We start from the raw sequence: 24,086 nt of genomic DNA on the forward strand, positions 1-24,086 counted from the left end.
CCCGTCGACGAGCCGGTCCGGGACCTGCGTCGTGACCGGCGCGCCTGTCCTCCTGCTCAGGGGAGCAGGTCAGGATCACCCGGTGACCCCGCGCCACCGCGACCGACGCCCAGCACGAGCCCTCGCCGTCGGCGTCGCGCTCCTCGCTCTCGGCGCCTGCGGCACGATCCCGCCTGGACCGACGGGGTCGGCCACCAGCGCGAGCACGCAGGAGCCGGGCATGCAGGGGCCGAGCAGCGCTGCGCGCAGCCCGACCCCGGGCGAGACCGGCCGCCCGGGCCCGGCGCACCCGTCGGCGTCCCCGGACGTCTGGGTCGGCCACTTCCACGGCCACCGCGTCGAGGTCCCGCGCGGGCACGGGGCGACGATGTCGTTCACCTTCGACGACGGTCCCTGGCCCGGGTCGACCTCGCAGGTGCTGGCCCTGCTCGCCCAGCACCACGTGCACGCGGTGTTCTGCCTGATCGGCGACCAAGCGCAGGCGAGGCCCTCGCTCGTCCGCCAGGAGGTCGCCGGCGGCCACGAGCTCTGCGACCACAGCCGCGACCACGACCTCCTCATGGGCCGCAAGGGCCAGGCGTACGTCGACGCGGAGGTCTCGACCGGGCTCGCGGAGGTGCGCGGCGCTGCCCCGAAGGGCACGAAGGTCACGTTCTACCGCCAGCCCGGCGGCACCTGGGACCCGCACGTGGTCCGCGCCATGGACGACCACGACCTCGACCCGCTGCGGTGGTCCGACGACCCGCGCGACTGGTCTCGCCCGGGGAGCCTGACGATCGTGCGCCGCGTCGTCGCCAAGCTGCACCCCGGCGCGGTCGTGCTCATGCACGACGGGGGCGGCGACCGCTCGGAGTCGGTGGAGGCGCTGCGGTTCCTGCTCGACGCGGTGACCGCGGCCGGCTGGGTGCCGGTCCTCGCGCCGCACGTGCACCTCTCCGACAAGGCCGCCGCGAAGCCTCAGTGACGCCGTCGCGCTACAGCGGCGGGACCGAGCCGCGGGCCAGGTTCGGGCCCACGAGGTCGGGGTCCTCGTACGCCGTCGGCTCGTCGATCGCGCGCGACAGCAGCGGGACGACGACCGAGCGCGACTCGATGCCCGACAGCGCGCGGCGGTAGGAGCCGACGTCCTCCCAGCGCGCGGTGATGGTCCACAGGTCCGGCTCGTCGAGGTTCCGGGCGAAGTCGAGCGAGCGCAGCCCGTCGCGCCGCCGCAGCACCGCGATCGCCGCCGCGGCCTGGTCGAGGAAGTCCTCCGTCTCGGCCTCCGGCACCGCGAAGCGCGTGATCACGATCATGGCTGTGTCCTCCTGCTCGCGCCCGCGTCGGCCCTCACGATCCTGTCTTCCTCCCTCACTCGCACGCCGCGATGCTCGCAGGTGTGCCCCGACCCGGGCGACGCGACGTGCTCGCTCGGTCGTCCAGACAGGATCCGGGCCGCCGCTGACCGACGCTCGCAGGGTGCAGGACCGCAGCGGGCGCGAGCAGGAGCACCCGTGATCGAAACGATGGCGAACCGTCACCTTCTCGCAACCCACGGGACACCCGGGCTCCCTAGGCTCGCTGGACTCGGGGATCCCACCGGCAGTGCGCACCGCTCCAGCAAGACCAAGATCAGCAGTTCCCGACGAGTCACGGAGGCGGTGCCAGGTGATCGAGCACGTCGACCCCTTCGTCGGGTCCTCCGCCACCCGGCTCCCGCCACCGGTCGGGCTCGCGGCGACGTGGTGGTGGCCCAAGCCGCAGGTCGGGAACACGCACCCGGGCGCGACGTACCCCTTCGGCATGGTCTCGGCCTGCGCGTACTCCGGCGCCTACCCCACCGGCTACGGCCTCTACGAGCTGAACACCGAGGGCGTGCCGCCGCGGCTGCACGACGAGCACGTCGCCTCCGGCTTCACCCACTTCCAGCAGTCGGGCACGGGAGCGATCCGCAAGTACTACAACTACTTCCGTGTGACCCCGATGCTCGAGCCGCTCGACGCGCTGGGCACGACCTGGCTCGTCACCGACGAGGAGGCCGAGCCGGGCTACTACGCCTGCACCCTCGGCGGCCGCCCTTCGACAGGCTCAGGGAACGGCGGAGGCTCGGGGAGCGGCGGAGGCCCGGGCCAGGGCGTCCGCTGCGAGCTCACCGTCGGTCCCAAGAGCGCCGTGCACCGCTACACCTTCGGCGCCCACGCCGACGCCCGCGTGGTGATCGACTTCTCGATGGGCGGGCTGACGATCCCGTACGGCGCGACGGTCCCCCTGCGGGCGCACCTGGAGACGATCAGCCCGTCGGTGGCCGAGGCCGAGATCGTCGTCGAGGGCGTGCCGCTGGCGACGCACCTCGAGGTCGACGGCGGCGACTGGCGCCAGCTGCTCTGGTACGACCGCCGGCTCATGCAGGGCGGCACCCGGATGGACTTCGACCGCATCCGGCCGACGACGCTGCGACCGTTCGGGCTGATGTGGCGCGGGCGCTCCGAACCGGGTCAGGTCGTCGAGCTGCGCTTCGGCTTCAGCCTGCGCGGGCGGGACCAGGCCCGCGCCAACCTTCGCCACGACGCCGTCGCGCGCGACCGGGTCGAGGTCCGCCGGCCCGAGGTGCACGAGGACCCGACGCTGCCCGTCTCGGGGCCGGACGCCTTCGACTCGCGCCGCGCCGACACGGGTGCCCGGTGGCGCGAGCACCTGGGCCGGATCCGGGTCGAGACGCCGTCGGCGGAGCGCCGTTCGATCTTCTACACCGCGCTCTACCACGCGTTGATCAAGCCCTGCTTCGCCGCCGACGAGAGCCCGTTCTGGCCGTCGAACGGCTCCTTCGCCTTCGACGTCTGCACGATGTGGGACGTCTACCGCACGCAGCTGCCGCTGCTGACCGCGCTCTTCCCGGCGCGCGCCGCGGAGCTGGCCAACGCCTTGATCACCATCGCCGAGGAGGAGGGCAACCTCCCGATCGGCTACCGGATGGCCAAGGGCGTCGACCGCTTCTCGCGCCAGGGCAGCGCGCTGGCGCAGACGTTCCTCGCCGACCTCTGCGCCCTCGGCGTCCCTGGGGTCGACTGGGACTGGGCGCTGGTGCACATGGACCTCGACCTGCGCCGCGGCTACGGCGAGGAGTTCCTGCTGCGCGGGCTCGTGCACCCCGTCACGCACACGCTCGACCTGGCGTTCGGCTACCACTGCACGGCCAAGGTCGCCCGCCACGTCGGCGACCAGGCGCTCGCCACCCAGCTCGAGGGCCTGGCGACCCGGTGGGTGAACGCCTTCGACCCCGGGACCGGCCTGCTCGTCGACTCCTCGTTCTACGAGGGTGGCCGGTGGAACTACTCCTTCCGCGTCCTGCACGACATGCAGGCACGCGTCGACCTCGCTGGCGGCGAGCAGGCGTACCTGGCGCTGCTCGACTCCTTCTTCGGCTTCGGCGCCGAGCCCGTCACCCAGGTCGGCGAGCGCCCCCAGGTGTCCGAGCTGGCCGCGGGCTACGCGCTCAACCGCTTCGAGGGCCTCAACAACGAGCCCGACATGGAGGCCCCGTGGGCCTACCACTACCTTGGCCGGCCCGACCGGACCGCGGAGGTCGTGCACGGCGTCGTGGAGAACATGTTCGGGCTCGGCCGCGGCGGACTGCCGGGCAACGACGACTCCGGCGGGCTCAGCTCCTGGTACGTGTGGGCGAGCCTCGGCCTCTTCCCCGTCGCCGGGCAGAGCCTCTACATGATCAACGCGCCGTCCTTCGCGTGGTCGCGCGTCCAGCTCGGGCGCGAGCAGCTCGAGATCACCACGAGCGGGTTCGTCGAGCCGAGCGCCGACGGCGCACCGCAGTACGTCCAGTCGGTCACCTTCAACGACCAGGCCTGGACGCAGAGCTGGATCAGCGCCCGCGACCTGCACCGCGGCGGCACCCTGCGCGTCGACCTCGGCCCGAGACCCTCGGCCTGGGGCACGACGAGCCGGCCGCCCTCGGTCACCCGACGCGGCGCCGGCCACCCGGCCCCGTCCGCCGCACCCGTCCCCCTGACCAACGCCGGCTGACCCAGCCGGCGCACCTCCGGACCAGACCCCACCGAACGCACCACGAGAGGAGCCGACATGACCCCGCTTCCCGAAGGCCCCCGGCCGTCACGCCGGCGCCGGCCGCGCGCCCGGACGCGCCGCCGCCTGGTGATCGTCGTCCGCGCCGACCCCGTCATCTGCGGGCACTCCGGCGAGGCCCGCAACCTGGCCGAGGCCGCGCTGCTGCGCGGCTTCAGCGAGGTCAAGATCGTCACCTGGCCGATCGACCGCCTGGTCGAGGCCGGGCTGCCGCTCAAGCCGCTGGACAGCGTGCTGCCCTACAGCGACGGCATCGAGGTCGAGCGGCCGGAGCCCGTCGGCGACTACCGCGTCCCCGACGGCCGCCACCTGTCCGGGATCGTCGGCCGGCTCGTCGAGCTGTTCACCGACGGCGTCCCGACCGTGGCGATGTCGCTCTACCTCAGCCCGCACACCCTCGCGGTCGAGGAGGCGGTCCGCGTCGCCCGCGCCACCGGCCTGCCGGTGAACGTCACGACGATCGCCGAAGCGGTCGGCTCCGACGTCACCAACGTCGTGCGCACCTGCGTGGAGACCGAGCAGTTCGGCGCCGCGGCGCAGGTGCTGACCGCCTTCCTCGGCAGCGACGTGCCCGTCGCCGTCTCGGAGTACACCCGCGACCTCGTCGTGTCCTCGGCCGAGGCGATCGACGCCCGCCACGGCACCCGCTTCGCCGAGCGCTGCCGCGAGCGCGTCGAGATCTCCTACCCGGCGATCAACACCGGGGACTACCTGGACCTCGACCCGACGGCGACGGCGCGGGTGCTGCACGACCGCGGCCTGACCAAGGGCTCGTACGTGCTCTACCTGTCGCGCCTGGCCCGGGCCAAGGGCGTCGACGACCTGATCGCGGGCTTCGCCGCGAGCCCGGCGAGCGCGGACAAGACCCTCGTGATCGCCGGCAACGGGCCCCAGGCGGCCGAGCTGCGGGCGATCGCGGCAGCCTCGGACGCGGCCAGGAGGATCCGCTTCCTGGACGACGTCTCCGACGAAGAGAAGCCCGCGCTGATGGCCGGCTGCGCGGCGTTCGTGCTGCCGAGCAAGCCGCGCCCGGAGTTCGTCGAGACGTTCGGGATCGCGCTGGTCGAGAAGATGCTGGCCGGCGGCGGTCCGGTGATCACCTGCGACACCGGCGGCATCGGCGAGGCCGTCGGCGACACCGCGCTGATCGTCCCGACCGAGGACCCGCAGGCGATCGCCGACGCCCTCGACGAGGCCTTGGCGATGCCCGAGCTGGAGCGCGAGGTGATGGAGCTGGCCGCACGCGAGCACGCCCGGCAGTTCGACCGGCTCGCCGTGTTCGACCGGCTGCTCGACCGCCTGCCGAGCTCGGAGGTGGTGCTCGGCGCCTTCTGAACCGCCGCACCCGAGCACGTGGTCGCCCGGGCCCGTCGACACGCCGTACGGCGGCTCCGGGGCGACCACCTCCCGGGGGAGGGAACACTGGTCACGTGCCCGACACCGCCCCGAGCCCGCTGCGCGCCCGCCTCGAGGACGTCAGCCGTCCGCTGCTGGTCCGTCTGACCCGGCTGCCGAAGCCCACCGTCCCGCTGGCCACCGTCGTGCTGTTCGCGGTCGCCGTGCTGGCCCCCGCCCCGGTCGCCGTCGTGGCCCTGGTGGTGATCGGGGTCTTCCTGCTCTGGCTGACGTTCCTCGCCTGGCCGGCGGTCAGCCCCGGCGGCAAGCTCATGCGTGTCGGGATGGTCGCCCTCGTCGTCGTGCTGGGCATCACGCGCTTCTGATCGCCACAGCGCCTTTGCTCCTCGGCCTTCGCACCCGGTTAGAGCACCCGCGCGCGGCCTGGGTCCGACCTGGACTTGCATCGAGAAGCAAAGGACATTCGAGGTTTTTCCGGCACTCGACCTGAAAGAATGCTTAGATCGAGTTCGCCAGACGCTTGATCTCGGGGGATCTTGCACGACCTGCGCGGCCCATGTCGCGCAGGCCCCCCGACAGAAGGTGCTGCAATGCCCCTCGACGAGTCGCGGCTCACCGCCGCGGACCCCTTCCTCCCCCGCTCCCCGGGCCGCCCGCGTACGGCGGCCACTCCCCGCGTGGCCGCGCTCGGCGCCGCCACCCTCGTCCTCGCCAGCGTCTTCGGCACCGTCGCGGCCGTGCCGGCTTCCGCGTCGGTGACCTGCGCGGACGGGACGACGCCCGAGCAGAACACCACGCTCCTCTGCGAGACCGCCGGCTCCGCGACCGTCACGGTGCCAGCGGGCACCTCGTCGGTCGATGTCTCCGTGGTCGGCGCCGGCGGGGGTGCGGGCTACCCGGCACGCGGCCACATCGGCGGCAACGCGGCCACGGTCGAGGGGACCCTCACCCTGCCGGCCGGCACCGCGTACCTCCAGGTCGTCGTCGGTGGGGGCGGCTCCGGCGACAACCACGGCACCAGCACCGGTGGCGGCGCCTCGGCGGTCTTCGCCCAGGACAGCGAGCACGGCCTGCTGGCCAAGCTGGCCATCGCCGGCGGTGGCGGCGGAGGTGCCTACAACGGCGACGGCGGTGACGCCGGATCCGCAGGCACCAGCGACGACGCGCAGACCGTCTCCGGTCCCGGCCAGCCCGGTGTCGGCGGCACCGGCGGTGCCGGCGGGACGGGGAACTACGCGGCCGGGACGGCCGGTCACAGCGACGACCCCGCCGCCCCGACCGTGTCGGACGGCGGCACCGGCGGTCAGGTCCCGGGTGGCGCCACGGGCGGCGGGGGCGGCGAGGGCTACGCCGGCGGCGGCGGTGGCGGCGGCAGCCGGGGCGGCATCCTCAGCAGCAACGTCGCCGGCGGTGGCGGCGGCTCGTCGCTGGCGTCGTCGTACCTGGGGGATGCGTCGATCGAGGTCGCACAGGGCACCGGCGGTGTCCAGCTGCCCGGCCTCGTCGCGAGCGACGGCGCCGAGGGGCAGGTGTCGCTGACCTTCCACGGTCCGGCGGTCCCGGCCGCTCCGACCGGTGTCACGGTCACCCCGGGTGACCGGACGGCGACGCTCTCCTTCACCGTCCCTGACTCCGACGGTGGCCAGCCGATCACCGGCTACGAGGTGAGCGTCGATGGCGGGGACAGCTGGGACGGCGTCGCGACGACCGCCGCCCAGGGCAGCAGCACCGAGCGGACCGCCCTGCTCGGCGGCCTGCTGAACGGCCGCACCTACGAGATCGCGGTGCGGGCCCGCAACGCGGACGGTGCGGGCGCGGCCACCCCGGCGTCCAGCACCTCCCTGCAACCGTGGTTCTCCGACCCGGTCAGCGTCACCGACCGGGCCGCGGAGGTCCCCGTCCCCGCGAAGCCGACGTCCTACAAGGGCAAGGTGGCGCGGACGGTGGCGACGAACCGTGCGCACGACGGCACGGTCGCGATGAACGCCCCGACCCTGAAGGGGCGTCAGCTGCAGTCCGGGCAGGCGGTCCAGCTGAGCGACAAGATCTTCAAGGACAGCACGTCGAAGCTGACGACCAGCGGTAAGAAAGTGATCAAGTCCATCGCGCCGAGCCTCACCTACGTCGACGCGATCAGCTGCGAGGGCTACACCAACTACGGGAGCCCCTCGAAGCAGAAGGGCCTGACCAAGCTCGCCAAGGCTCGTGCGGCCGCGGTGTGCAGCACCCTCGCGTCGTACGCCGAGCAGGTCGACGTCGACGCGAAGGTCGGCTACGGCGGCGACCGTCCGGTGATCATCGGCAGCACCTACGCCAAGCGGGCCGACAACCGCCGCGTCGTGGTGGTGATCGACCCGAAGCCCTGACCGAACCTCCACCACGCACCAGGACCAGGGTCGGCGAGCTCGGTCGCCGGCCCTGGCCCGGTCCCGACGCCGGCCCCGCTCAGGTGCGGTCGCTGAGCACGTCTCCGCTGCGGGCGTCGATGCGGATCTCGTGCTCGCGCCGGTCGGTGTCGAGGACGTCGGCCTCCCACACCACGCTCCCGCGGTCACGGTCCAGCTCGAGCTGGTCGACGGTGCCGCCGTCCACCGAGCCGGGGAGCGCCTCGACGGCGTCGGTCACGTCGACCTCGGCGTCGTCGACGAGGGCGCGGTTCTCGCGCCGGTCGGCCTCGTCCTGCCGGTCGACGCGCTCCGTGCGCACGACCTCCGAGCCGTCCGCGCTCACGTCGACGTCCTGCTCGTCGCCGTCGCGGGTGACCACACCCACCTGCCAGACGGTCTGCCCGGACTCGTCGTCCTGCTCGACCGAGACGACGGTCGTGCCGGAGAGCTGGTCCTGCGCGGTCGCCACCGCGGCGAGCAGGGCCTGGCGGTTGCCGTCCGCACCGCTCGACGCGGACGCGGAGGCGCTCGGGGAGGCCGAGGCCGGTGCCGAGGTCTCCGGCGGCGGGGCCGCGGCGGAGGTGGTGGCCGGGGCGGAGCTCGCGGCGGGCACCGGGGTCTCCTCGGAACCGCAGCCGACCAGCGCGAACGACGCCAGCCCGGCGACCACACCCGCGCCGTAGCGCGCGAGGGTCCTGGGGCGGGCACGGACGAGGGACGTGGGAGCAGGGCTCATCCGACGAGGGTGAAGGGTGCGACCAAAGGTCCATAGCCGCGCGTCGCGTACGGGCGGCCCCTCCCTGCGACGGCCCCGGGTACCGGCTGGCCTCAGGAGTCCAGCCAGGCCCGGACCTGGCGGGTGAGGAAGGCCAGGTCGTCAGGGATCGTCGCGGGGCTGCCGGCCCGGTGGCCCCAGATGCTGGGGATCGGCGCGAGCCGGCCGTGCCGCAGGTGGGGCAGCTCGGCCTCGTTGTCCGCGACCCGGAAGTAGAGGTCGGTCTCGCTCGGCAGCAGCAGCACGGCGGCCTCGATCGCCGCCAGCGCCGCCGGCAAGTCCCCGCCGTACGCTCCGCGGCTGATGTCGGCCTCCTGCCAGGTGAGCGCCTGGGCGTAGAGGTTCGCGGCCCGGTTCCGGGCGAAGGAGTCGACCCAGTCGGTCTGCAGGAACGTGTCGAGGTCGGGGGCGCCCAGCGCCGTCTCGAACAGACGCTCGCGGTAGAAGTCCTGGCTCAGCCCCCACCCGGCGTACACGTGGGCGAAGGCCCGCAGCGCCGCCGTCGGCTCGGCCGAGAACCGGCCGCCGCCGAGGTGCTCGGGGGCCGCCTCGAGCACGCGGAGCAGCCCGGACAGGAAGACCCGGTTGTGGACCGAGGTCCGGGCGCTCCCGCACACCACGACCGCCCGCCGTACGAGGTCGGGGTACATCGCGGCCCAGTGGTAGGCCTGGCCGGCTCCCATCGAGAAGCCGTACGCGCACGCGATCTCCGCCACGTCGAAGTGCTCGGTCACCAGCCGGTGCTGCGCGCGCACGTTGTCGGCCATGGTCACGAGCGCCGGGAAGTCTGCGTCGTCCGCCGCGGAGGACGACCGGCCGTTGGAGAACATGTCCGGCACGACGACGAACCACCGGGTCGGGTCCAGCACCCCGTCCGGGCCGATCAGCCAGGCGAGGTCGTCGCTGGTCGCGCCGTAGCTGCACGGGTAGAGGATCACGTTGTCCCGCGTCGGGGCGAGCGTGCCGTGCGTCTGCCAGGCCAGCCGCGCGTCGCGGAGGGTCCCGCCGCTCTCGACCTCGAGGTCGCCGAGGGCGAACGTGCCGCTGGCGACCGGCCAGCTCACGCCAGGACCCCCGTCGGCAGCAGCGCGTGGACGCCCCAGGTCTGGTTGGCCACCTGCGTCACCCGCAGGTCGACCACCGTGCTCGCCAGCGCCAGCGCGGTCGCCTTGTCGAGGGCGTACAGCTCCTGCATCCACACCACCATCGCGTCGAGGGCGTCGCCCGTGGCCACGTTGAGGTCGGCGTCGAAGCCGAAGGTGATCCGGCCGGCGGGGGCCTCGGCGTGGACCGTGGTCAGCGGCCGGTCGGTGGCCAGGGTGAGCGTCACCTCCGTCGTCATCCCGCACTCGATCGCGGTGCCGCCCACCTCGCCGTCGCCCTGCGCGGCGTGGCCGTCGCCGAGGTAGAGCAGCGCGCCGGGGACCGCGACCGGGAGGTAGAGCGTCGTCCCGGCGACCAGGTCCTTGCAGTCGATGTTGCCGCCGGACCCGGCCCGGGGCGGGATCGTGGAGTGCTCCCCGTCCTCGGCCGGCGCCACGCCCATGACCCCGAGGAAGGGTGCGAGCCCGCGCACGAAGCCCCGTGACTCCGTCCCCCGGCCGGCCTCGGCGTCGAGGTCCCACAGGAGCCAGGCGGGCGGGCTCTCGAGGAGCCCGAGCCGCCGCGTGACGGGGGTGTCGAGCACGCCGGCGACCGTCCAGCCCCAGGTGTCGGGGGTCAGGGACCCGAGGTGCAGCGCCAGCATCTGCCCCGGCTCGGCACCGCGCACCTCGATCGGCCCCGTCAGGCAGTGCCCGCGGCTGTCGGTGATCAGCGTGGGCCGCCGCTCGCCGGGGACGGTCTGGCGCTCGACGTAGCCGGAGGCGTCGAGGGAGCGGACCACGACCGTGTCGCCGGGGTCGACGGACAGCACGGGTGCGTGCCCGCTCGAGAAGACGTCGGCGGTGGTCTCGGGGGTCGGGTCGAGGCGGGCGGTGGTCACCGGTGCTCCATCCCCTGCGGCTGCAGGTCGAGGTGGGGTCCGACCGCGCGGGGGCCGGTCAGCGGATAGTGGCAGGCGACAGCATGGTGGCCGTCGCCGGGGAGGAGCAGCGGCACCTCCTCCGCGCAGCGGTCGGTGGCGAGCGGGCACCGCGTCCGGAACCGGCACCCGCTCGGCGGGTCGACCGCCGAGGGCAGCTCCCCGCCCAGCACGGCGGTGCTCCCTCGTCGCGTGGGGTCGGGCAGCGGGATCGACTGGATCAGCCCGGCCGTGTAGGGGTGGCGCGGCGCGCCGTACACGTCCTCGCTGCTGCCGAGCTCCACGAGGCGACCGAGGTACATCACCCCGATCCGGTCCGCCAGGTACTTCAGCAGGGACAGGTCGTGGGAGATCACCACGTACGTGAGCCCGAAGCGGTCCTGCAGGGACCGCATGAGGTTGAGGATCTGCGCCTGGACGGAGATGTCGAGGGCCGACACCGGTTCGTCGGCCACGACCACCTTTGGGCGGAGAGCGAGGGCGCGGGCCATCGCGATCCGCTGGCGCTGGCCTCCGGAGAACTCGTGCGGGTAGCGCCCGGCCGCGTCGGGCGGAAGGCCGACGGCGTCGAGCAGCTCGTCGACCGTCGCCCGGCGCTCGGCCCGGGTCCCGACGTGCTGGGCGACCAGCGGTTCGGCGACGAGCTCGGCCACGGACATCCGCGGGTCGAGCGCGGCCGCGGAGTCCTGGAACATCATCTGCAGGTCCCGGCGCCGGCGGCGGAACGTCAGCCGGCCCATCCCCCGGAACGTCTGGCCCTCGAAGGACACGGCACCGTCGGTCGGGTCCTCGAGACCGACGAGCATCCGGCCGATCGTGGTCTTGCCGCACCCCGACTCGCCGACGATCCCCAGCGTCTCGCCGGCGCGCACGTCCAGCGAGACCCCGGAGACGGCGTGCACCTCGCGCTTCGGTCCGAACGGGCGCGTCGAGCGCACCCCGAAGCGCTTGTGCACGTCGACGACCTCGAGGACCGCCCCGGCAGAGCCGGCTCCGCGGTCGGTCGTGCGACGGCGCCGACCCTGGTCGTCCGCCGGCCCGCCCGCGGTGCCGCGGGGGTGGAAGCAGGCGTGCTCGTGCCCGGGTCCGACCTCGACCAGCGGCGGGTCCAGCGTCAGGCAGTCCTCGCCCGCGAACCGGCAGCGAGGGGCGAAGCGGCACATCGGCCCGAGCCCCACCAGCCTGGGCGGGGTCCCCGGGATCGTCGCCAGGTCGACCGCCCGGTCGAGCTCCAGGTCGGGCATCGACTCGAAGAGGGCCTCGGTGTAGCGGTGCTGCGGGTCGGCGAAGAGGGTCGTCGTGGCGGCCTGCTCGACGATCCGGCCGCCGTACATCACCGCCACCCGGTCGGCGTGGCCGGCGATGACGCCCATGTCGTGGGTGATCAGCACGACGGCCATCGACAGGCGCTGCTTCAGCTCGTCGAGCAGTTGGAGGATCTGGGCCTGGATGGACACGTCGAGCGCCGTGGTGGGCTCGTCGGCGATCAGCAGCTTGGGCTCGCACACCAGCCCGATCGCGATCATCACCCGTTGGCGCATGCCGCCGGACAGCTCGTGGGGGAAGGCCGCGAGCCGCTCGCGCGGCCTGGGCATGCCCACCAGGTCGAGCACCTCGACCGCACGCTCGTCCGCCTGCCGACGCGAGCCCGCACGGTGGATCCGGTAGGCCTCGCGCAGCTGGCTGCCGATCGTCCGGGTCGGGTTCAGCGACGTCATCGGGTCCTGCGAGATCATCGCGATCTGGTTGCCGCGCAGCCGCCGTACGCCCGCGTCGTCCAGCGTCGTCAGGTCCACCCCGTCGAACGTCACCGAACCCCCGACCACGGCGCCGCCGGGCGGCAGCAGCCGGATGATCGACATCCCGGTCATCGTCTTGCCCGAGCCCGACTCGCCGACGAGGCCCAGCGTCTCCCCGGCCTCGACGCGGAAGCTCACGTCGTCGACCGGTCGCACCGTGCCCGCCCGCGTGGCGATCTCCGTGCGCATCCGGTCGACCTCGAGCAGGCTCATCAGGCCGCCTCCCTCTTCGCGTCCGGGACCCGGACCTCCGTGACGGCCGCCCGGGACGGACGGGCTCGTCGACCGCCGAGGAACCGGGGCAGGCTCTGCCGCAGCCGGACCCCCTCGCGCGGGTCGAGCAGGGTCATGAGCTGGTCGCCCGTGAAGTTCGCCAGCAGGATCGTGACGGTGATGGCGGCTCCCGGGAAGGTCGCCAGCCACCAGGACGTCGACAGGCTGGTCGCGCCCGCGGCCAGGTCGCTGCCCCAGTCGGGCTGCGGCAGCGAGACGCCGAGGCCCAGGAAGCTGAGGGTCGACGCGGTGAGGACCGCCCAGCCGACGGCGCTGCTCGCGAGCACCACGACCTCGGTCATCAGGTTCGGCAGGAGGTGCCGCACCGACGTCCGCAGCGTCGTGGAGCCGAAGACCTGCGCCGCCTGCACGTACTCGGCGGTGCGCAGCTTGCGCACCGACGACTCCACCACCCGGGCGAAGCCCGGGGTGAAGGCGACCCCGAGCGCGATGACGATGCTGCGGACCCCCGAGCCGGCGGTCGCGATGAGGATGAGGGCGATGAGCAGGACGGGCAGGGCGAGCAGCACGTCCACCACCCGCATCAGCACGGCGTTCAGCCAGCGGGGCGCCACGCCGGCGGCGACCCCGAGGGCCACCCCGGCGACGACGGCGACGACCACGCCGAGGAGGCTCGCCGCCAGCACGGGGCGCGCGCCGAAGACGGTCCGGCTGAAGACGTCTCGACCCAGCTGGTCGGTGCCGAACCAGTGCTCGGCGCTCGGCGGCGAGAGGAACGCGTCGGTGGTGTCGACGGGCCCGATGCCACTGAGCAGGCCCGGGCCCAGGAGCAGCACGAGGATGAAGACGACGGTGACCAGCGGCACGACGCGGGCGAGGCCGCCGTGGCGACGCGCGGGCGGTCGGGCGGTGGCGAGCAGCGGGACCGTCACCGGGCACCCGCCAGCCGCGTACGCGGGTCGACGGCGCCGACCACCAGGTCGACGGCGAGGTTGATCAGCACGTAGCTGATCCCGATCACGACGATGGCCCCCTGCACGACCGGGATGTTCTTGTTGCTGATCGAGGTGGCCAGGAAGCTGCCGAGCCCCGCCCGGCCGAAGATCACCTCGGTGATGGCGGCGCCCGTGAGGATGTTCCCGAACTGCAGCCCGATGGTCGTGATGGCTGGGATCGAGGAGTTGCGCAGCGCGTGCCCGAGCAGCACCCGCCACTCCCCGCACCCGCGGGCGCGGGCCGAGCGGACGTACTCGCTGCGGTACTCCTCGATGATCCGGCCGCGGACGAGCCGCGTGAGGATCGCGGCGTAGCCCCACCCGAGCGACACCGCGGGCAGGACCAGGCCGGCGGGGGTGCCGTCGTCGATCGCCGGCAGCCAGTCGAGCCGGACGCTCAGCAGCAGGACCAGCAGCAGGGCGAGGAAGAAGTACGGGACCGCCACGCCGAGGAAGGAGATCCCCCGCGCCACCTGGTCGACGAGCGTCCCCGGCCGCGCACCGGCGGCCAGGCCCAGCGGGACACCCACCACGACGGCGACGGCGATCGCCGCCACGGCCAGCACGATCGTGCTGGGTGCGCGGCTCAGCAGCTCGTGGGCCACCGAGTTGGACGTCAGGTAGGACGTGCCCAGGTCGCCGTGGAGCAGCTGGCCCAGGAAGTCGACGTACTGGGTCGCGAGCGGGCGGTCCAGCCCGAGCTGGGTCCTCAGCGCGGCGATCTGCGCGGGGCTCGCGTTGGCGCCGAAGAGGATCACCGACGCCGGGTCGCCGGGGATGGCGTGGATCAGCAGGAACGCCACCAGCGTGATGCCGAGGACCACCGGCACCGCGGACCCGAGGCGCCGGAGCACGAACCCCACGTCAGCTGCCCGCGGTGGCCGAGTGGAACGTGATGTAGCCGTTGAACGTCGGGTGCAGACCCTGGACGTCGGTCGGCGTCGTGAACGCCCCGTTCACGTCCCACAGCGGCAGGTAGATCGCGTCGGTCATCAGGGTCTGGCCGACCTGCTCGTACAAGGCGTTGCGCGCGGACTCGTCGGCGGTGGCGTTCGCCTTCGCGATGGTGCGGTCGACCTCGGGGTTGTCGTAGTGCGACCAGTTGAAGCCGGACTCGATGGCCGCGGAGTTGACCCAGATGTTCAGCAGGTACGGGTCGGCCCCGTAGTAGCCGAAGGACCCGAGGTTGTGCTCGCCGGCGTTGTAGGCGACCTGCGCGGCCGTGAAGGGCTGCACGGTGGTCGACGCGGCGAAGCCGACCGCCGCCAGCTGCGAGACGACGAACTGCGTCGGCAGCTCGAAGCCCCCGCCCGAGAACAGGATGATCGTGAGCTCGAGCTTCTTGCCGTCCTTGGTGCGGACCTTGTCCGGCCCCATGGCCCAGCCCGCCTGGTCCAGCAGCTGCCCGGCCTTGACCGGGTCGTAGGCGTACGTCGCGCTCGCGGCCTGGCTGTAGCCCGGCGTGATGGGCGTCAGCACGTTGTGCGCCGCCTTGTTGACGCCGAACTGGACGGCCGTGACCAGCTTCTCCTGGTCGACGGCGTACATGATCGCCTGGCGCACCAGCGGGTCGTCCGTCGGCGGCTTGGTGACGTTGATCGGCATCCCCGACGGCGTGCCGATGGCCGGGATCGTCAGCTGGGTGTACTTCTGCGTCTTCTGCGCGGCGGAGATGCTGGTGGGGGGCAGGTTCATGGCGACCTGCAGCTGGCCCGACTGCAGCGCGTTGTAGCGCCCGCTGTCGTCGGCGACGATGCGGAAGACCAGCTGGTCCAGCTTGGCCGGTCCGCTGCCGAGGACGGCCGGGCCCCAGGCGTAGTCGGGGTTCTTCACCAGCGTCAGGCGGTCGCCGGTGGCGTAGCTGTCGAACTTGAAGGGCCCGCTCCCGACGGGGTTGTTGCCGAAGCCGGTCGGCCCGTACTTCTCGAGCGCGGCCGGCGAGGCGATCCCGAAGTTGCCCGCCGCCTGCTGGTGCAGGAAACCGGCGTTCGGCTCCTTGAAGCTGATCTCGACGGTGTGGTCGTCGATGATCTTCGTCTGCTTGTACGGCCCGAGCGCGCCGAGGCCGCTCTTCGACTTCGTCGCGGGGTCGACCACGTGGTCGTACGTGGCCTTGACCGCCTTGGCGTCGAACTTCGTCCCGTCGTGGAAGACGACGTCGTCGCGCAGGACGAACGTGTAGACCGACGCGTCGTCCGAGACCTCGTAGCTCTTCGCCAGGCCCGGCACGAACTCGCCCTTGCCGTCGGCGGTGGGCAGCCACCACACCAGCGGGTCGAACACGGCCATCGAGATGAGCAGCGTCAGCGCGAGCCCGGTGGCACCGGGGTCGAGGGTGTCGGGCGTCGAGGCGATGCCCACCGTGAGCGTGCCGCCGGTCTGGGTGGCCGCGCCGGGGGCCGAGGAAGCCGGGTCGGCGTCGGAGGAGCACGCCGTCAGCAGCGGGCCGACGGCGAGCCCCCCGCCCATCGCGGCGGCGAGGCCCAGCAGGCTGCGGCGCGAGAGGGCGAGGCGGTGACCGCTCGGGACGAGGGCGGACGCCCGGTCGGTCCCGGGGGCGGTCTGAGGGTCTTTCGGCGGCACCTGCATCGTGCGCTCCTTGTCCGGACACGAACCCCGACGGTTCGGGAGGCGAGTGCGGACGAGCGTCCGCTGAGGTGCCCTCAGTCTGGTGTTCGTATACGAAGGGTGGGTCACGAGCACGTTTCACCCTCGTAAAGGTATGAACTCCAGACCAGCACGACCCGGGGCTCGGGCGCGTGCCCGGCGGCGGGGGTTCAGCAGCAGCCGGGCTCCTGCCGGAGCTCGTGGCGCATCGTCAGCACGTGACGACGGGCCTCGGCCTCGGCCAGGTCGGGATCGCCGGCCTCGATGGCGGCGATGAGGTCGTGGTGCTGCTGCCAAGCCCGCGGGTCGCGCAGCGGCGACCGCTGGCGGAGCACCCACTGCCCGCGCTTGACCATCGGGATGGCGATCGCGACGAGGTAGGCGTTGCCCGTCATCTCGAAGATCAGCGAGTGCAGCTCGCTGTGCAGGTCCGCGAGGTGGTCGAGGTCCCGATCCGCCGTCGGGTCCTGCGCCTCGCCCAGGACCTCCTTCATCCGGGCGACCAGGATCGGGTCCTCCCGGAGGGCGGCCAGCCGGGCACCGAGCGGTTCCAGGGCCAGCCGGACCTCGAAGATGTCGTCGGCCTGGCCCTCGTCGAGGGTGGCCACCAGCGCCCCGCGCCGCGCCGCGGTCTCCACGAAGCCCTCGGCCTCGAGCACCCGGATCGCCTCCCGCACGGGGTTGCGGGACACGCCGAGCAGCTCGGCCAGCCGGTCCTCGACGAGCCGCTCGCCCGGGGCCAGCCGACCCGCGAGGATCATCCGCCGCAGCTGGGCGGCCACCACCTCGCGCAGCCGGACCGGTGCCTCGCTCTTCAGCACGCCCGCGCGGTCCATCTCGAGAATGTATACGAAGCAGGTGCGCCGAAGGGTCTGCGGCGGAACTAGGGCTGGACCTCGTTCGGCACCGCGCCGCCGTAGCGCCGGTCGCGGTCGGCGTACAGCTCGATCGCGTGCCAGAGGTCGCGCCGGTCGAAGTCGGGCCACAGCCGGTCGAGGAACACCAGCTCGGCGTACGCGCTCTGCCACAGCAGGAAGTTCGACGTGCGCTGCTCGCCGGAGGAGCGGACGAAGAGGTCGACGTCGGGCACTTCGGGCTCGTCGAGGAAGCGACGGAATCGTTCCTCGGTCAGCTTGGACGGGTCCAGGCGGCCGGCCGCGGCCTCCGCGGCGACCGCGCGCACCGCGTCGACGATCTCGGCGCGGCCCCCGTAGTTGACGCAGAACTGCAGCGTCAGCACGTCGTTGTCGACCGTCTGCGCCTCGGCGCTCTCCAGCTCGCTGATCACGCTGCGCCACAGCCGCGGCCTCCGCCCGGCCCAGCGCACCCGGACGCCCATCGCGTCGAGCTGGTCGCGGCGGCGGTGGATCACGTCGCGGTTGAAGCCCATCAGCCAGCGCACCTCGTCGGGCGAGCGCCGCCAGTTCTCGGTGGAGAACGCGTACGCCGACAGGTACTTCACGCCGATCTGGATGGCGCCGGAGATGACGTCGAACAGCGCGTCCTCGCCGCGCGCGTGGCCCTCGGTGCGCGACAGCCCGCGGGCCTTGGCCCAGCGGCCGTTGCCGTCCATGACGATCGCCACGTGTCGCGGCACCTTGTCCGCCGGCACCGGCGGGGGCAGCGCCCCCTCGCGGTGCGGCGCCGGCGGCCCGGGCGGACCCGTCCGCCGCGGGACCTCGGCGCTCCTGCGGCTCAGTCGTGGCACCCGACGGACTCTAGTGCGACGGCCCTCGGCGGAGCAGAATCAGCGCGCACGGAGGTGACCATGACGACCCAGGACCCCGGAACGGGACCCGCGCTCTTCGACGTCGCGGCAGAGGCGTACGACCGCCTGATCGGGCGCTACCTGCCGACCCTGGGCGTCGCGTTCGCGGACGCGGCCGGGGTGGAGCCGGGTCAGCGGGTGCTCGACGTCGGCTGCGGCCCGGGCGGGCTCACCCGGGTCCTCGCCGAGCGGGTCGGCGCCGCGCACGTCAGCGCGGTCGACCCGTCGCCGCCGTTCGTCGCGGCCTGCCGCGAGCGCGTCCCGGGCGTCGACGTCCGCGAGGGCGTGGCCGAGGCGCTGCCGTACGCCGACGGCGCCTTCGACGCGAGCCTGGCGTCGCTGGTCGTCGGCTTCATGACCGACCCGGGCGCCGGGGTCGCGGAGATGCGCCGGATCACCCGGCCCGGCGGACGCCTGGCGCTCTCGTTCTGGACCGTCGACGCGATGCCGCTCCTGCAGACCTACTGGCGCGCGGTCGCCGACGTGACCGGGGAGGCGCCCACCGACGAGACCCGGGTGGGGCGGCGCGACGGTGACCTCGTGCGCCTGCTGGACGGCGCCGGGGCGGGAGACGTGCGGCAGAGCCGGATCACCGGGACGGCGGCGTACGCCGACCTCGACGACTTCTGGTCGTCCTTCACCGGCGGTGCCGGGCCCGTCGGGGTGCACGCCCGATCACTGGCCCCCGACGTCGCCGCCGCGGTGCGGGACGCCTGCGACCGGCTCCTCGGCCGGCCCCGCGCACCCTTCACCCTCGAGGCGGTCGCCTGGTGCGCCGTCGGCACGTCCTGACGCGGAGAGCCGCCGACCACCGGCAGGATGGGCCGCTCGTGCTCCCCCGCCCGAAGGAACCCCCACCCGGATGAACCCCGCACTCCGGCGCCTGCTCGCCGCCCTGCTCCTGCCCGCCCTCGCCGCCCTCGCGGCCTGCGGCGGCTCCGACGAGCCCGCCGCGGACGCCGCGCCGTCGTCGGCGGCCGCCCCGAGCGAGACCGCCCCGCCCACGCCCTCGCCGAGCCCGACCGTCGACGTCCGCTCGATCGAGATCGAGGCCCAGGGCATCGGCATCGACGTCGGCGCGTGGTCGGTCAAGCACGACTTCCGGTTCCCCGCCGACGAGAAGGAGTTCGCGAAGGTGCCGCGGCGCAACCCCCTGCCCGAGGGCATGGAGGCCGGCTACGAGCGCACCAGCGCCAAGAAGTTCCAGGTGTGCGTGACCCAGCGCGTCGACGGCCAGCCGGTGGGCTGGGCGGTCTACGACAGCGTCGGGGGCACCGGCAAGGGCGCGGCAGGCGCTCCCACCCAGGACTTCTGCCCCTAGGCGGTGCCCGGCGTCCCGGGCCGGTGCTTGCCGCGGCCGGGACAATGGGCGGGTGCCCACCTACCGCGAGCAGGCCGTGGTGCTGCGCACGCACAAGCTGGGCGAGGCCGACCGCATCATCACGATGCTCAGCCGCAGCCGCGGCAAGGTGCGGGCGGTGGCCCGCGGCGTACGGCGCACGTCGTCGAAGTTCGGGGCGCGCCTCGAGCCCTTCAGCCACGTCGACCTGCAGCTGGCCAGCGGGCGCTCGCTCGAGGTCGTCGCGCAGGCGGAGTCGCTCGACGCGTTCGGCGACCCACTGAGCGCGGACTACCCGGCCTGGACGGCCGGCCAGGTGATGCTCGAGACCGCCGACCGGCTGGTCGTCGAGGAGGGCGAGCCCGCGCTGCAGCACTACCGGCTCCTCGTCGGTGCGCTCCGGGCGCTGAGCAGCGGCACGGCCGACGGGCCGCGGCCGCCGAGCATGGTCCTCGACTCCTACCTGCTGCGCGCGCTGGCCGTCGCCGGCTACGCGCCGTCGTTCCGCGACTGCGCCCGCTGCGGGCTGGAGGGTCCGCACGCCGCCTTCTCCCCCGCCGCGGGCGGCGTGGTCTGCGAGGGCTGCCGGCCGCCCGGCTCGGCCCGGCCGTCGCCCGAGACGCTCGAGCTGCTGGGCGCGCTGCTCGAGGGGCGCTGGGCGGCCACCCGCGAGCTCGGCCCGCGCACGGCCCGCGAGGCCAGCGGCCTGACGTCGGCCTTCACCGCGTGGCACCTGGAGCGTTCGCTGCGGTCGATGGCGCATGTCGAGCGTTGACCCGCGCTGGGGCCCGCCGACCGGCGGTCCCGACGGTACGCCCGGGCGCCGGCCCGCGTACGTCTACGTGCTCGCGGTCGTCGTGCCCCTCGCCCTCGTCGCGGCGCTGCTGCTGCCCCTCGGCGTCGCCGCCGTCTGGCGCCGTGCCCTGCCCGAGGCGGCCTCGCGGACGCAGGCCGGAGCACCGGCCGTCGACGGCTCGCGCGGCATCGGCGACCCCTACTACCCCGACGCGGGCAACGGTGGCTACGACGTCAGCCGCTACCAGGTCGAGGTCGGCTTCGACCCGGCCGACGAGCGCCTGAGCGGCACCACGACGATCTCGGCCCGCGCGCTGCAGGGCCTGCACAGCTTCGTCCTCGACCTGCGCCTCGACGTCAGCCGCGTCGTCGTCGACGGCGCCGAGGCCGGCCTGGCGCGCGAGGGCGAGGCGGACTGGCGGATCACCCCGGCCGAGCCCGTCGTCGCCGGGAGCGACTTCACCGTCGTGGTGACCTACGCCGGCACCCCGACGGAGGTGACCGGGGAGGACGGCGCGCGGCCCTTCACGCGCACCGGCGAGGAGTGGCTGGTCGCGGGCGAGCCGGAGAGCGCCGCGTGGTGGTTCCCCTCCAACGACCACCCCTCCGACCCCGCGCTCATGGACGTCTCGATCCGGGTGCCGCGCGGCCTGCAGGCGATCAGCACCGGGCGGCTCGTCAGCGCGGACAGCGGGACCGAGGACCGCTTCGACACCTGGCACTGGGTGTCGCGGCAGCCGATGGCCACCTTCCTCACGTTCATGGCGATCGGCAGCTTCACCCTGCAGCAGGGCGTGGTCGACGGGCTCCCCTACGTGTACGCGGTCACCGACCAGGTGTCGGCCGCGGACCAGCGGCTCGCGTTCCAGGCGCTGCAGACCTCCGCGGCCAAGGTGCGCGTGCTCGCCGGGCTCTTCGGCCCGTACCCCTTCACCGAGCTGGGCGGTGTGGTGCCCAAGGCCGACCTGCCCTTCGACGGGCTCGAGACGCAGGGCCGCCCCGTCTACAAGGCGTCCTCGATCGTCGACCCGCGCTACGCCGACGAGCTGGTCACCCACGAGCTCGCGCACATGTGGTTCGGCGACAACGTCACCGTGCGTGAGTGGAACGACATCTTCGACTCCGAGGCGTACGCCTCCTGGGCGGCCTGGGCGTGGGCGGAGAAGACCGGCGGCGCGACCGCGCAGAGCCGGCTCCAGAGCCTCTTCGACCGCGCTGAGGGCAGCGACGACTTCTGGCGCGTGACCATGATCGACCCGGGCCGGCGCAACATGTTCACGACGGTCTACTACCGCGGCCCGATGGCCCTGCAGGCGCTGCGCAACGTCATGGGCGACGCGGCGTTCACCCGCCTGAACACGCAGTGGGCGCAGGACCCGGGCAGCCGCAGCCTCGAGGACTGGATGGCGGAGGCGCAGTCGCTGACGACCACCGACCTGCAGCCCTTCTTCCAGGCCTGGATCCACGGCCGCGACGCCCCCGCGAGGACGGCGGCGAACGGGCTCGGCTGACGCCCCTCCACGCTGCGTCCGCTGCGTCCGCACCTTGGGCACTGCGGTGTCACCCACGTCACAGCAGGGCCCCGTCCCGGGCGGCAACGAACCTCCCGCGCCAGCGATGGAGCACGTGCCGGCCGGGCCCGCGGATGCGCGAGCCCCGTCACACCTGCGAACCGATCACGGTCCGGCTCCGAACCGGTGTCACGCCCGCCCGACGGCCGGCGCGCACCGCAGCAGAAGGAGTTCGAGCCGTGACCGCACCGCGTGTCGACGCCACCCGCATCCACGAGCACGTCGTCCGCCTGGGCGAGAAGTTCCCGCCCGTCGACCTGGCCAGCGCCGACTACACGATCAAGGACGCAGCTGCCGTCCGGCGCCGCTTCGCGGGTCCGCTGGACTACATGGCCCGCGTCGAGATGGAGGTCGAGCGCAACGTCCTCGAGCTCGCCGTGATGCTGCCCGGCGTCAGCGAGACCGACCGCCTCTTCTACGCCGACGTCTGGGCCCCGCAGGAGGAGCAGCACGGCGTGCTCCTCGACACCCTCGTCCAGCACCTCGGCCTGCCGCCGACGCAGCCCGACCTCGACGGTCCGACGGCCTCGGTCCGGGTCCTCGGCGCCCTCGCGCACATCCCGGCGGTCCACGAGGTCATCCGCCTCCTCTACTACCTGACCGGCGCCTCGACCGAGAAGTCGGCGATGCTCGCCTACTCGAGCATGAGCGCCGAGCTCGAGGCCATGGGCGAGCACGCCCTCAAGCGCACGGTGATCGACGCGATCAAGGTCCAGGAGCCGGGGCACTTCGCTTTCTACCGGATGAGCGCGCAGGAGATGATCGAGACCGGGGTCCTCAAGCCCTGGCAGCTCCGCCTCGCCCGCTTCATCCGCTCCAAGGCCTTCTCGCTGGTCGGCGCCACGACGCCGGAGCGCAAGGCCGACTTCGGCGGCGTGCTCACGGGCCTCGGCCTCGCCGACGACCTCGAGCGCACCGTCCGCGACGTCTCCCGCCTGGAGCACCACCTGCTCTGGGCCGAGCGCCAGGGCATGGAGGTCCCGGCGTACGCGTTCAAGGCCTTCCGCGACGCCGCCGACGCCTACCGCGAGCGGGTCGCGACCGCCACCCTCGCCGCCTGAGCGTCGACTCGGCCTGCGCGACGCAGGGAGCCGACTCCCGGCGAGCGTCGGCCAGCGGCGGCCCGGATGGCGTCTGGACGACTGAGCGAGCACGTCGCGGCGCTCAGGTCCTCACTGGTCGAGCTGTCGCGGCGTGCGAGCGCGGGAGGAAGACGCCATCGTCAGGGCCGCAGCGGGCGCGAGCCGGACTAACGCAGCACGAAGCCGGGGACGAGCGCGTCGCGAGGGTCGACGAGGAAGGTGTGCTCGCCGGTCAGGTGCGCGGTCCCGGTGATCGACGGCACGACCGCGTCGACGCCGTCCACGCTCGTCCGCTCCAGCACGCGGGCGACGAACCTCGACCCGACGATCGAGTCGTGCGTGAGCACCTGGTCGTCGCGGAGCGCACCCGACGCGGCGAGGGCCGCGACCCGGGAGGCGGTGCCCGAGCCGCAGGGTGAGCGGTCGACCTCGCCGTCGGCGAAGATCGTCACGTTGCGCTGGTGCGGGCCCTCGGGCAGGCGGCCGAGGTCCTCGAAGAGGATCGTCCCGTAGATGCCGCTGAGCCGCGGGTCCGGAGCGTGCACAGCAGCCGGGTGGTCGACGAGCGCCCGCTTGACCTCGCGACCCAGGGCGATGAGCTCGCCGTACGCGGCCGGCTCGACCCGCAGGCCCACGTGGGCGACGTCGAGGTGGGCGTAGAGCGCGCCCCCGAACGCCACGTCGACCGGCACCGTGCCGTACGCGGTCTCCACCTCGATCCCGGTGGCGACGACGTGGCTGGGGACGTTGACGAAGTCGACGCTCTCGACCTGCCCGCCGCGGGTGTGCACGCGGGCGGTGACCCGGCCGGACGGGACGTCGACGACCACGTCGGTGACGCCGTCGTCGGGCGCCTCGACCCGGCCCGACTCGACGGCCCAAGCCCCGAGCGCGATCGTGCCGTGCCCGCAGGCGGTGGAGAAGCCGTCCTTGTGCCAGAACAGGACACCGAGGTGCGCGCCGGGGTCGTCCGGCGGCACGAGCAGGCCGCCGTACATGTCGGCGTGCCCGCGCGGCTCGAAGCAGAGCAGCCGGCGCAGCCCGTCGACGTCGGGGTCCGCGATGGCCCGGGCCCGGCGGTCGGCGACGTCGGCGCCGGGGATCGCGACGGGCGGGTCGACGACGATCCGGAAGGGTTCACCACCGGTGTGGTAGTCGACCGTCCGCACGCGGCGGAGGTCCGGACGCACGGTCCCGGAGCTCGTCGAAGGGTCAGCAGGCACGGGAGCACGGTAGTGGCCGTGCCGCCAGCCCTTCGACGAGCTCGGGGAGCGTGCG

At 73.6% G+C, this 24,086-nt stretch carries 21 protein-coding genes; 10 read left to right on the top strand and 11 right to left on the bottom strand.

Annotated elements, in window-relative coordinates; all coding sequences use genetic code 11:
* Window positions 1-82: 82 nt before the first annotated feature.
* A complete protein-coding gene (locus BLU42_RS10465; RefSeq protein ID WP_091074376.1) occupies window positions 83-964 on the top strand; it encodes a polysaccharide deacetylase family protein in 882 nt (293 codons plus the stop codon).
* 10 nt (window positions 965-974) lie between these two features.
* Here the strand turns inward: BLU42_RS10465 and BLU42_RS10470 are convergent, their stop codons facing one another.
* On the bottom strand, window positions 975-1,295 hold the full coding sequence (locus BLU42_RS10470) for an antibiotic biosynthesis monooxygenase family protein (protein ID WP_091074377.1): 321 nt from the start codon (window positions 1,293-1,295) through the stop codon (window positions 975-977).
* A 352-nt stretch (window positions 1,296-1,647) separates the two neighbouring features.
* Here BLU42_RS10470 and BLU42_RS10475 point away from each other — a divergent pair, with 352 nt between their 5' ends.
* The 4 genes from BLU42_RS10475 to BLU42_RS10490 all read left to right on the top strand — a co-directional run bounded on the left by BLU42_RS10475 (window position 1,648) and on the right by BLU42_RS10490 (window position 7,799).
* A complete protein-coding gene (locus tag BLU42_RS10475; RefSeq protein WP_091074378.1) occupies window positions 1,648-4,017 on the top strand; it encodes a glycoside hydrolase domain-containing protein in 2,370 nt (789 codons plus the stop codon).
* A 57-nt stretch (window positions 4,018-4,074) separates the two neighbouring features.
* The gene (locus tag BLU42_RS10480; protein ID WP_091074379.1) at window positions 4,075-5,412 is read left to right on the top strand and encodes a glycosyltransferase; all 1,338 of its coding nucleotides are present in this window, start codon (window positions 4,075-4,077) and stop codon (window positions 5,410-5,412) included.
* Complete coding sequence (locus BLU42_RS10485; RefSeq protein WP_331715274.1) at window positions 5,409-5,798, top strand: DUF6703 family protein; 390 nt, start codon at window positions 5,409-5,411, stop codon at window positions 5,796-5,798. Before BLU42_RS10480 ends, BLU42_RS10485 begins: the two co-directional genes overlap by 4 nt.
* Before the next feature lie 225 nt (window positions 5,799-6,023).
* Window positions 6,024-7,799, top strand: a complete 1,776-nt coding sequence (locus tag BLU42_RS10490) for a fibronectin type III domain-containing protein (RefSeq protein ID WP_091074381.1) — start codon at window positions 6,024-6,026, stop codon at window positions 7,797-7,799.
* A gap of 79 nt (window positions 7,800-7,878) precedes the next feature.
* On the opposite strand, the gene BLU42_RS10495 is transcribed toward BLU42_RS10490, so the two are convergent.
* The 9 genes from BLU42_RS10495 to BLU42_RS10535 all read right to left on the bottom strand — a co-directional run bounded on the left by BLU42_RS10495 (window position 7,879) and on the right by BLU42_RS10535 (window position 17,952).
* Complete coding sequence (locus BLU42_RS10495) at window positions 7,879-8,556, bottom strand: PepSY domain-containing protein (protein WP_157719930.1); 678 nt, start codon at window positions 8,554-8,556, stop codon at window positions 7,879-7,881.
* A 92-nt stretch (window positions 8,557-8,648) separates the two neighbouring features.
* On the bottom strand, window positions 8,649-9,659 hold the full coding sequence (locus BLU42_RS10500) for an alpha/beta fold hydrolase (protein WP_091074383.1): 1,011 nt from the start codon (window positions 9,657-9,659) through the stop codon (window positions 8,649-8,651).
* Window positions 9,656-10,579: an acetamidase/formamidase family protein gene (locus tag BLU42_RS10505; RefSeq protein ID WP_091074384.1), complete on the bottom strand. Its 924-nt coding sequence runs from the start codon at window positions 10,577-10,579 to the stop codon at window positions 9,656-9,658. Before BLU42_RS10505 ends, BLU42_RS10500 begins: the two co-directional genes overlap by 4 nt.
* On the bottom strand, window positions 10,576-12,630 hold the full coding sequence (locus tag BLU42_RS21415) for a dipeptide ABC transporter ATP-binding protein (protein WP_091074385.1): 2,055 nt from the start codon (window positions 12,628-12,630) through the stop codon (window positions 10,576-10,578). Before BLU42_RS21415 ends, BLU42_RS10505 begins: the two co-directional genes overlap by 4 nt.
* The gene (locus BLU42_RS10515) at window positions 12,630-13,583 is read right to left on the bottom strand and encodes an ABC transporter permease (RefSeq protein WP_091074386.1); all 954 of its coding nucleotides are present in this window, start codon (window positions 13,581-13,583) and stop codon (window positions 12,630-12,632) included. The genes BLU42_RS21415 and BLU42_RS10515 overlap by 1 nt, the downstream gene beginning before the upstream one ends.
* Window positions 13,580-14,509, bottom strand: coding sequence for an ABC transporter permease (locus tag BLU42_RS10520; RefSeq protein ID WP_091074387.1), 930 nt, complete (start codon window positions 14,507-14,509; stop codon window positions 13,580-13,582). The genes BLU42_RS10515 and BLU42_RS10520 overlap by 4 nt, the downstream gene beginning before the upstream one ends.
* Before the next feature lies 1 nt (window position 14,510).
* Window positions 14,511-16,235 (bottom strand): ABC transporter substrate-binding protein, encoded by a 1,725-nt coding sequence (locus BLU42_RS10525; protein WP_091074388.1) that lies wholly within the window; start codon window positions 16,233-16,235, stop codon window positions 14,511-14,513.
* 188 nt (window positions 16,236-16,423) lie between these two features.
* Window positions 16,424-17,089, bottom strand: a complete 666-nt coding sequence (locus BLU42_RS10530) for a GntR family transcriptional regulator (protein ID WP_091074389.1) — start codon at window positions 17,087-17,089, stop codon at window positions 16,424-16,426.
* Between the two features lie 47 nt (window positions 17,090-17,136).
* Window positions 17,137-17,952, bottom strand: coding sequence for an isoprenyl transferase (locus BLU42_RS10535; RefSeq protein WP_091080139.1), 816 nt, complete (start codon window positions 17,950-17,952; stop codon window positions 17,137-17,139).
* A gap of 69 nt (window positions 17,953-18,021) precedes the next feature.
* On the opposite strand from BLU42_RS10535, the gene BLU42_RS10540 reads away from it, so the two are divergent.
* The 5 genes from BLU42_RS10540 (at window position 18,022) to BLU42_RS10560 (ending at window position 22,787) form a co-directional block, all read left to right on the top strand.
* Complete coding sequence (locus tag BLU42_RS10540) at window positions 18,022-18,813, top strand: class I SAM-dependent methyltransferase (RefSeq protein ID WP_091074390.1); 792 nt, start codon at window positions 18,022-18,024, stop codon at window positions 18,811-18,813.
* A 70-nt stretch (window positions 18,814-18,883) separates the two neighbouring features.
* Complete coding sequence (locus tag BLU42_RS10545; protein ID WP_091074391.1) at window positions 18,884-19,342, top strand: hypothetical protein; 459 nt, start codon at window positions 18,884-18,886, stop codon at window positions 19,340-19,342.
* 52 nt (window positions 19,343-19,394) lie between these two features.
* On the top strand, window positions 19,395-20,135 hold the full coding sequence (recO, locus tag BLU42_RS10550) for a DNA repair protein RecO (RefSeq protein ID WP_091074392.1): 741 nt from the start codon (window positions 19,395-19,397) through the stop codon (window positions 20,133-20,135).
* On the top strand, window positions 20,122-21,666 hold the full coding sequence (locus BLU42_RS10555; RefSeq protein ID WP_091074393.1) for a M1 family metallopeptidase: 1,545 nt from the start codon (window positions 20,122-20,124) through the stop codon (window positions 21,664-21,666). Before recO ends, BLU42_RS10555 begins: the two co-directional genes overlap by 14 nt.
* 239 nt (window positions 21,667-21,905) lie before the next feature.
* Window positions 21,906-22,787 (top strand): GTP-binding protein LepA, encoded by an 882-nt coding sequence (locus BLU42_RS10560; RefSeq protein ID WP_091074394.1) that lies wholly within the window; start codon window positions 21,906-21,908, stop codon window positions 22,785-22,787.
* Between the two features lie 188 nt (window positions 22,788-22,975).
* On the opposite strand, the gene BLU42_RS10565 is transcribed toward BLU42_RS10560, so the two are convergent.
* Window positions 22,976-24,031 carry a proline racemase family protein gene (locus BLU42_RS10565; RefSeq protein WP_231918094.1) on the bottom strand — a complete coding sequence of 352 codons (1,056 nt, stop codon included), beginning with the start codon at window positions 24,029-24,031 and terminating at the stop codon, window positions 22,976-22,978.
* Window positions 24,032-24,086 lie beyond the last annotated feature (55 nt).

Source organism: Microlunatus sagamiharensis (genome assembly GCF_900105785.1).
Taxonomy (GTDB): Bacteria; Actinomycetota; Actinomycetes; order Propionibacteriales; family Propionibacteriaceae; genus Microlunatus; species Microlunatus sagamiharensis.

What these genes read in the sequence shown, in the direction of transcription:
- BLU42_RS10470 (WP_091074377.1), bottom strand. Translation starts at nt 1,295, where the DNA reads ATGATCGTGATCACGCGCTTCGCGGTGCCGGAGGCCGAGACGGAGGAC.
- BLU42_RS10480 (WP_091074379.1), top strand. Translation starts at nt 4,075, where the DNA reads ATGACCCCGCTTCCCGAAGGCCCCCGGCCGTCACGCCGGCGCCGGCCG.
- BLU42_RS10490 (WP_091074381.1), top strand. Translation starts at nt 6,024, where the DNA reads ATGCCCCTCGACGAGTCGCGGCTCACCGCCGCGGACCCCTTCCTCCCC.
- BLU42_RS10495 (WP_157719930.1), bottom strand. Translation starts at nt 8,556, where the DNA reads ATGAGCCCTGCTCCCACGTCCCTCGTCCGTGCCCGCCCCAGGACCCTC.
- BLU42_RS21415 (WP_091074385.1), bottom strand. Translation starts at nt 12,630, where the DNA reads ATGAGCCTGCTCGAGGTCGACCGGATGCGCACGGAGATCGCCACGCGG.
- BLU42_RS10525 (WP_091074388.1), bottom strand. Translation starts at nt 16,235, where the DNA reads ATGCAGGTGCCGCCGAAAGACCCTCAGACCGCCCCCGGGACCGACCGG.
- BLU42_RS10530 (WP_091074389.1), bottom strand. Translation starts at nt 17,089, where the DNA reads ATGGACCGCGCGGGCGTGCTGAAGAGCGAGGCACCGGTCCGGCTGCGC.
- BLU42_RS10540 (WP_091074390.1), top strand. Translation starts at nt 18,022, where the DNA reads ATGACGACCCAGGACCCCGGAACGGGACCCGCGCTCTTCGACGTCGCG.
- BLU42_RS10545 (WP_091074391.1), top strand. Translation starts at nt 18,884, where the DNA reads ATGAACCCCGCACTCCGGCGCCTGCTCGCCGCCCTGCTCCTGCCCGCC.
- BLU42_RS10555 (WP_091074393.1), top strand. Translation starts at nt 20,122, where the DNA reads ATGTCGAGCGTTGACCCGCGCTGGGGCCCGCCGACCGGCGGTCCCGAC.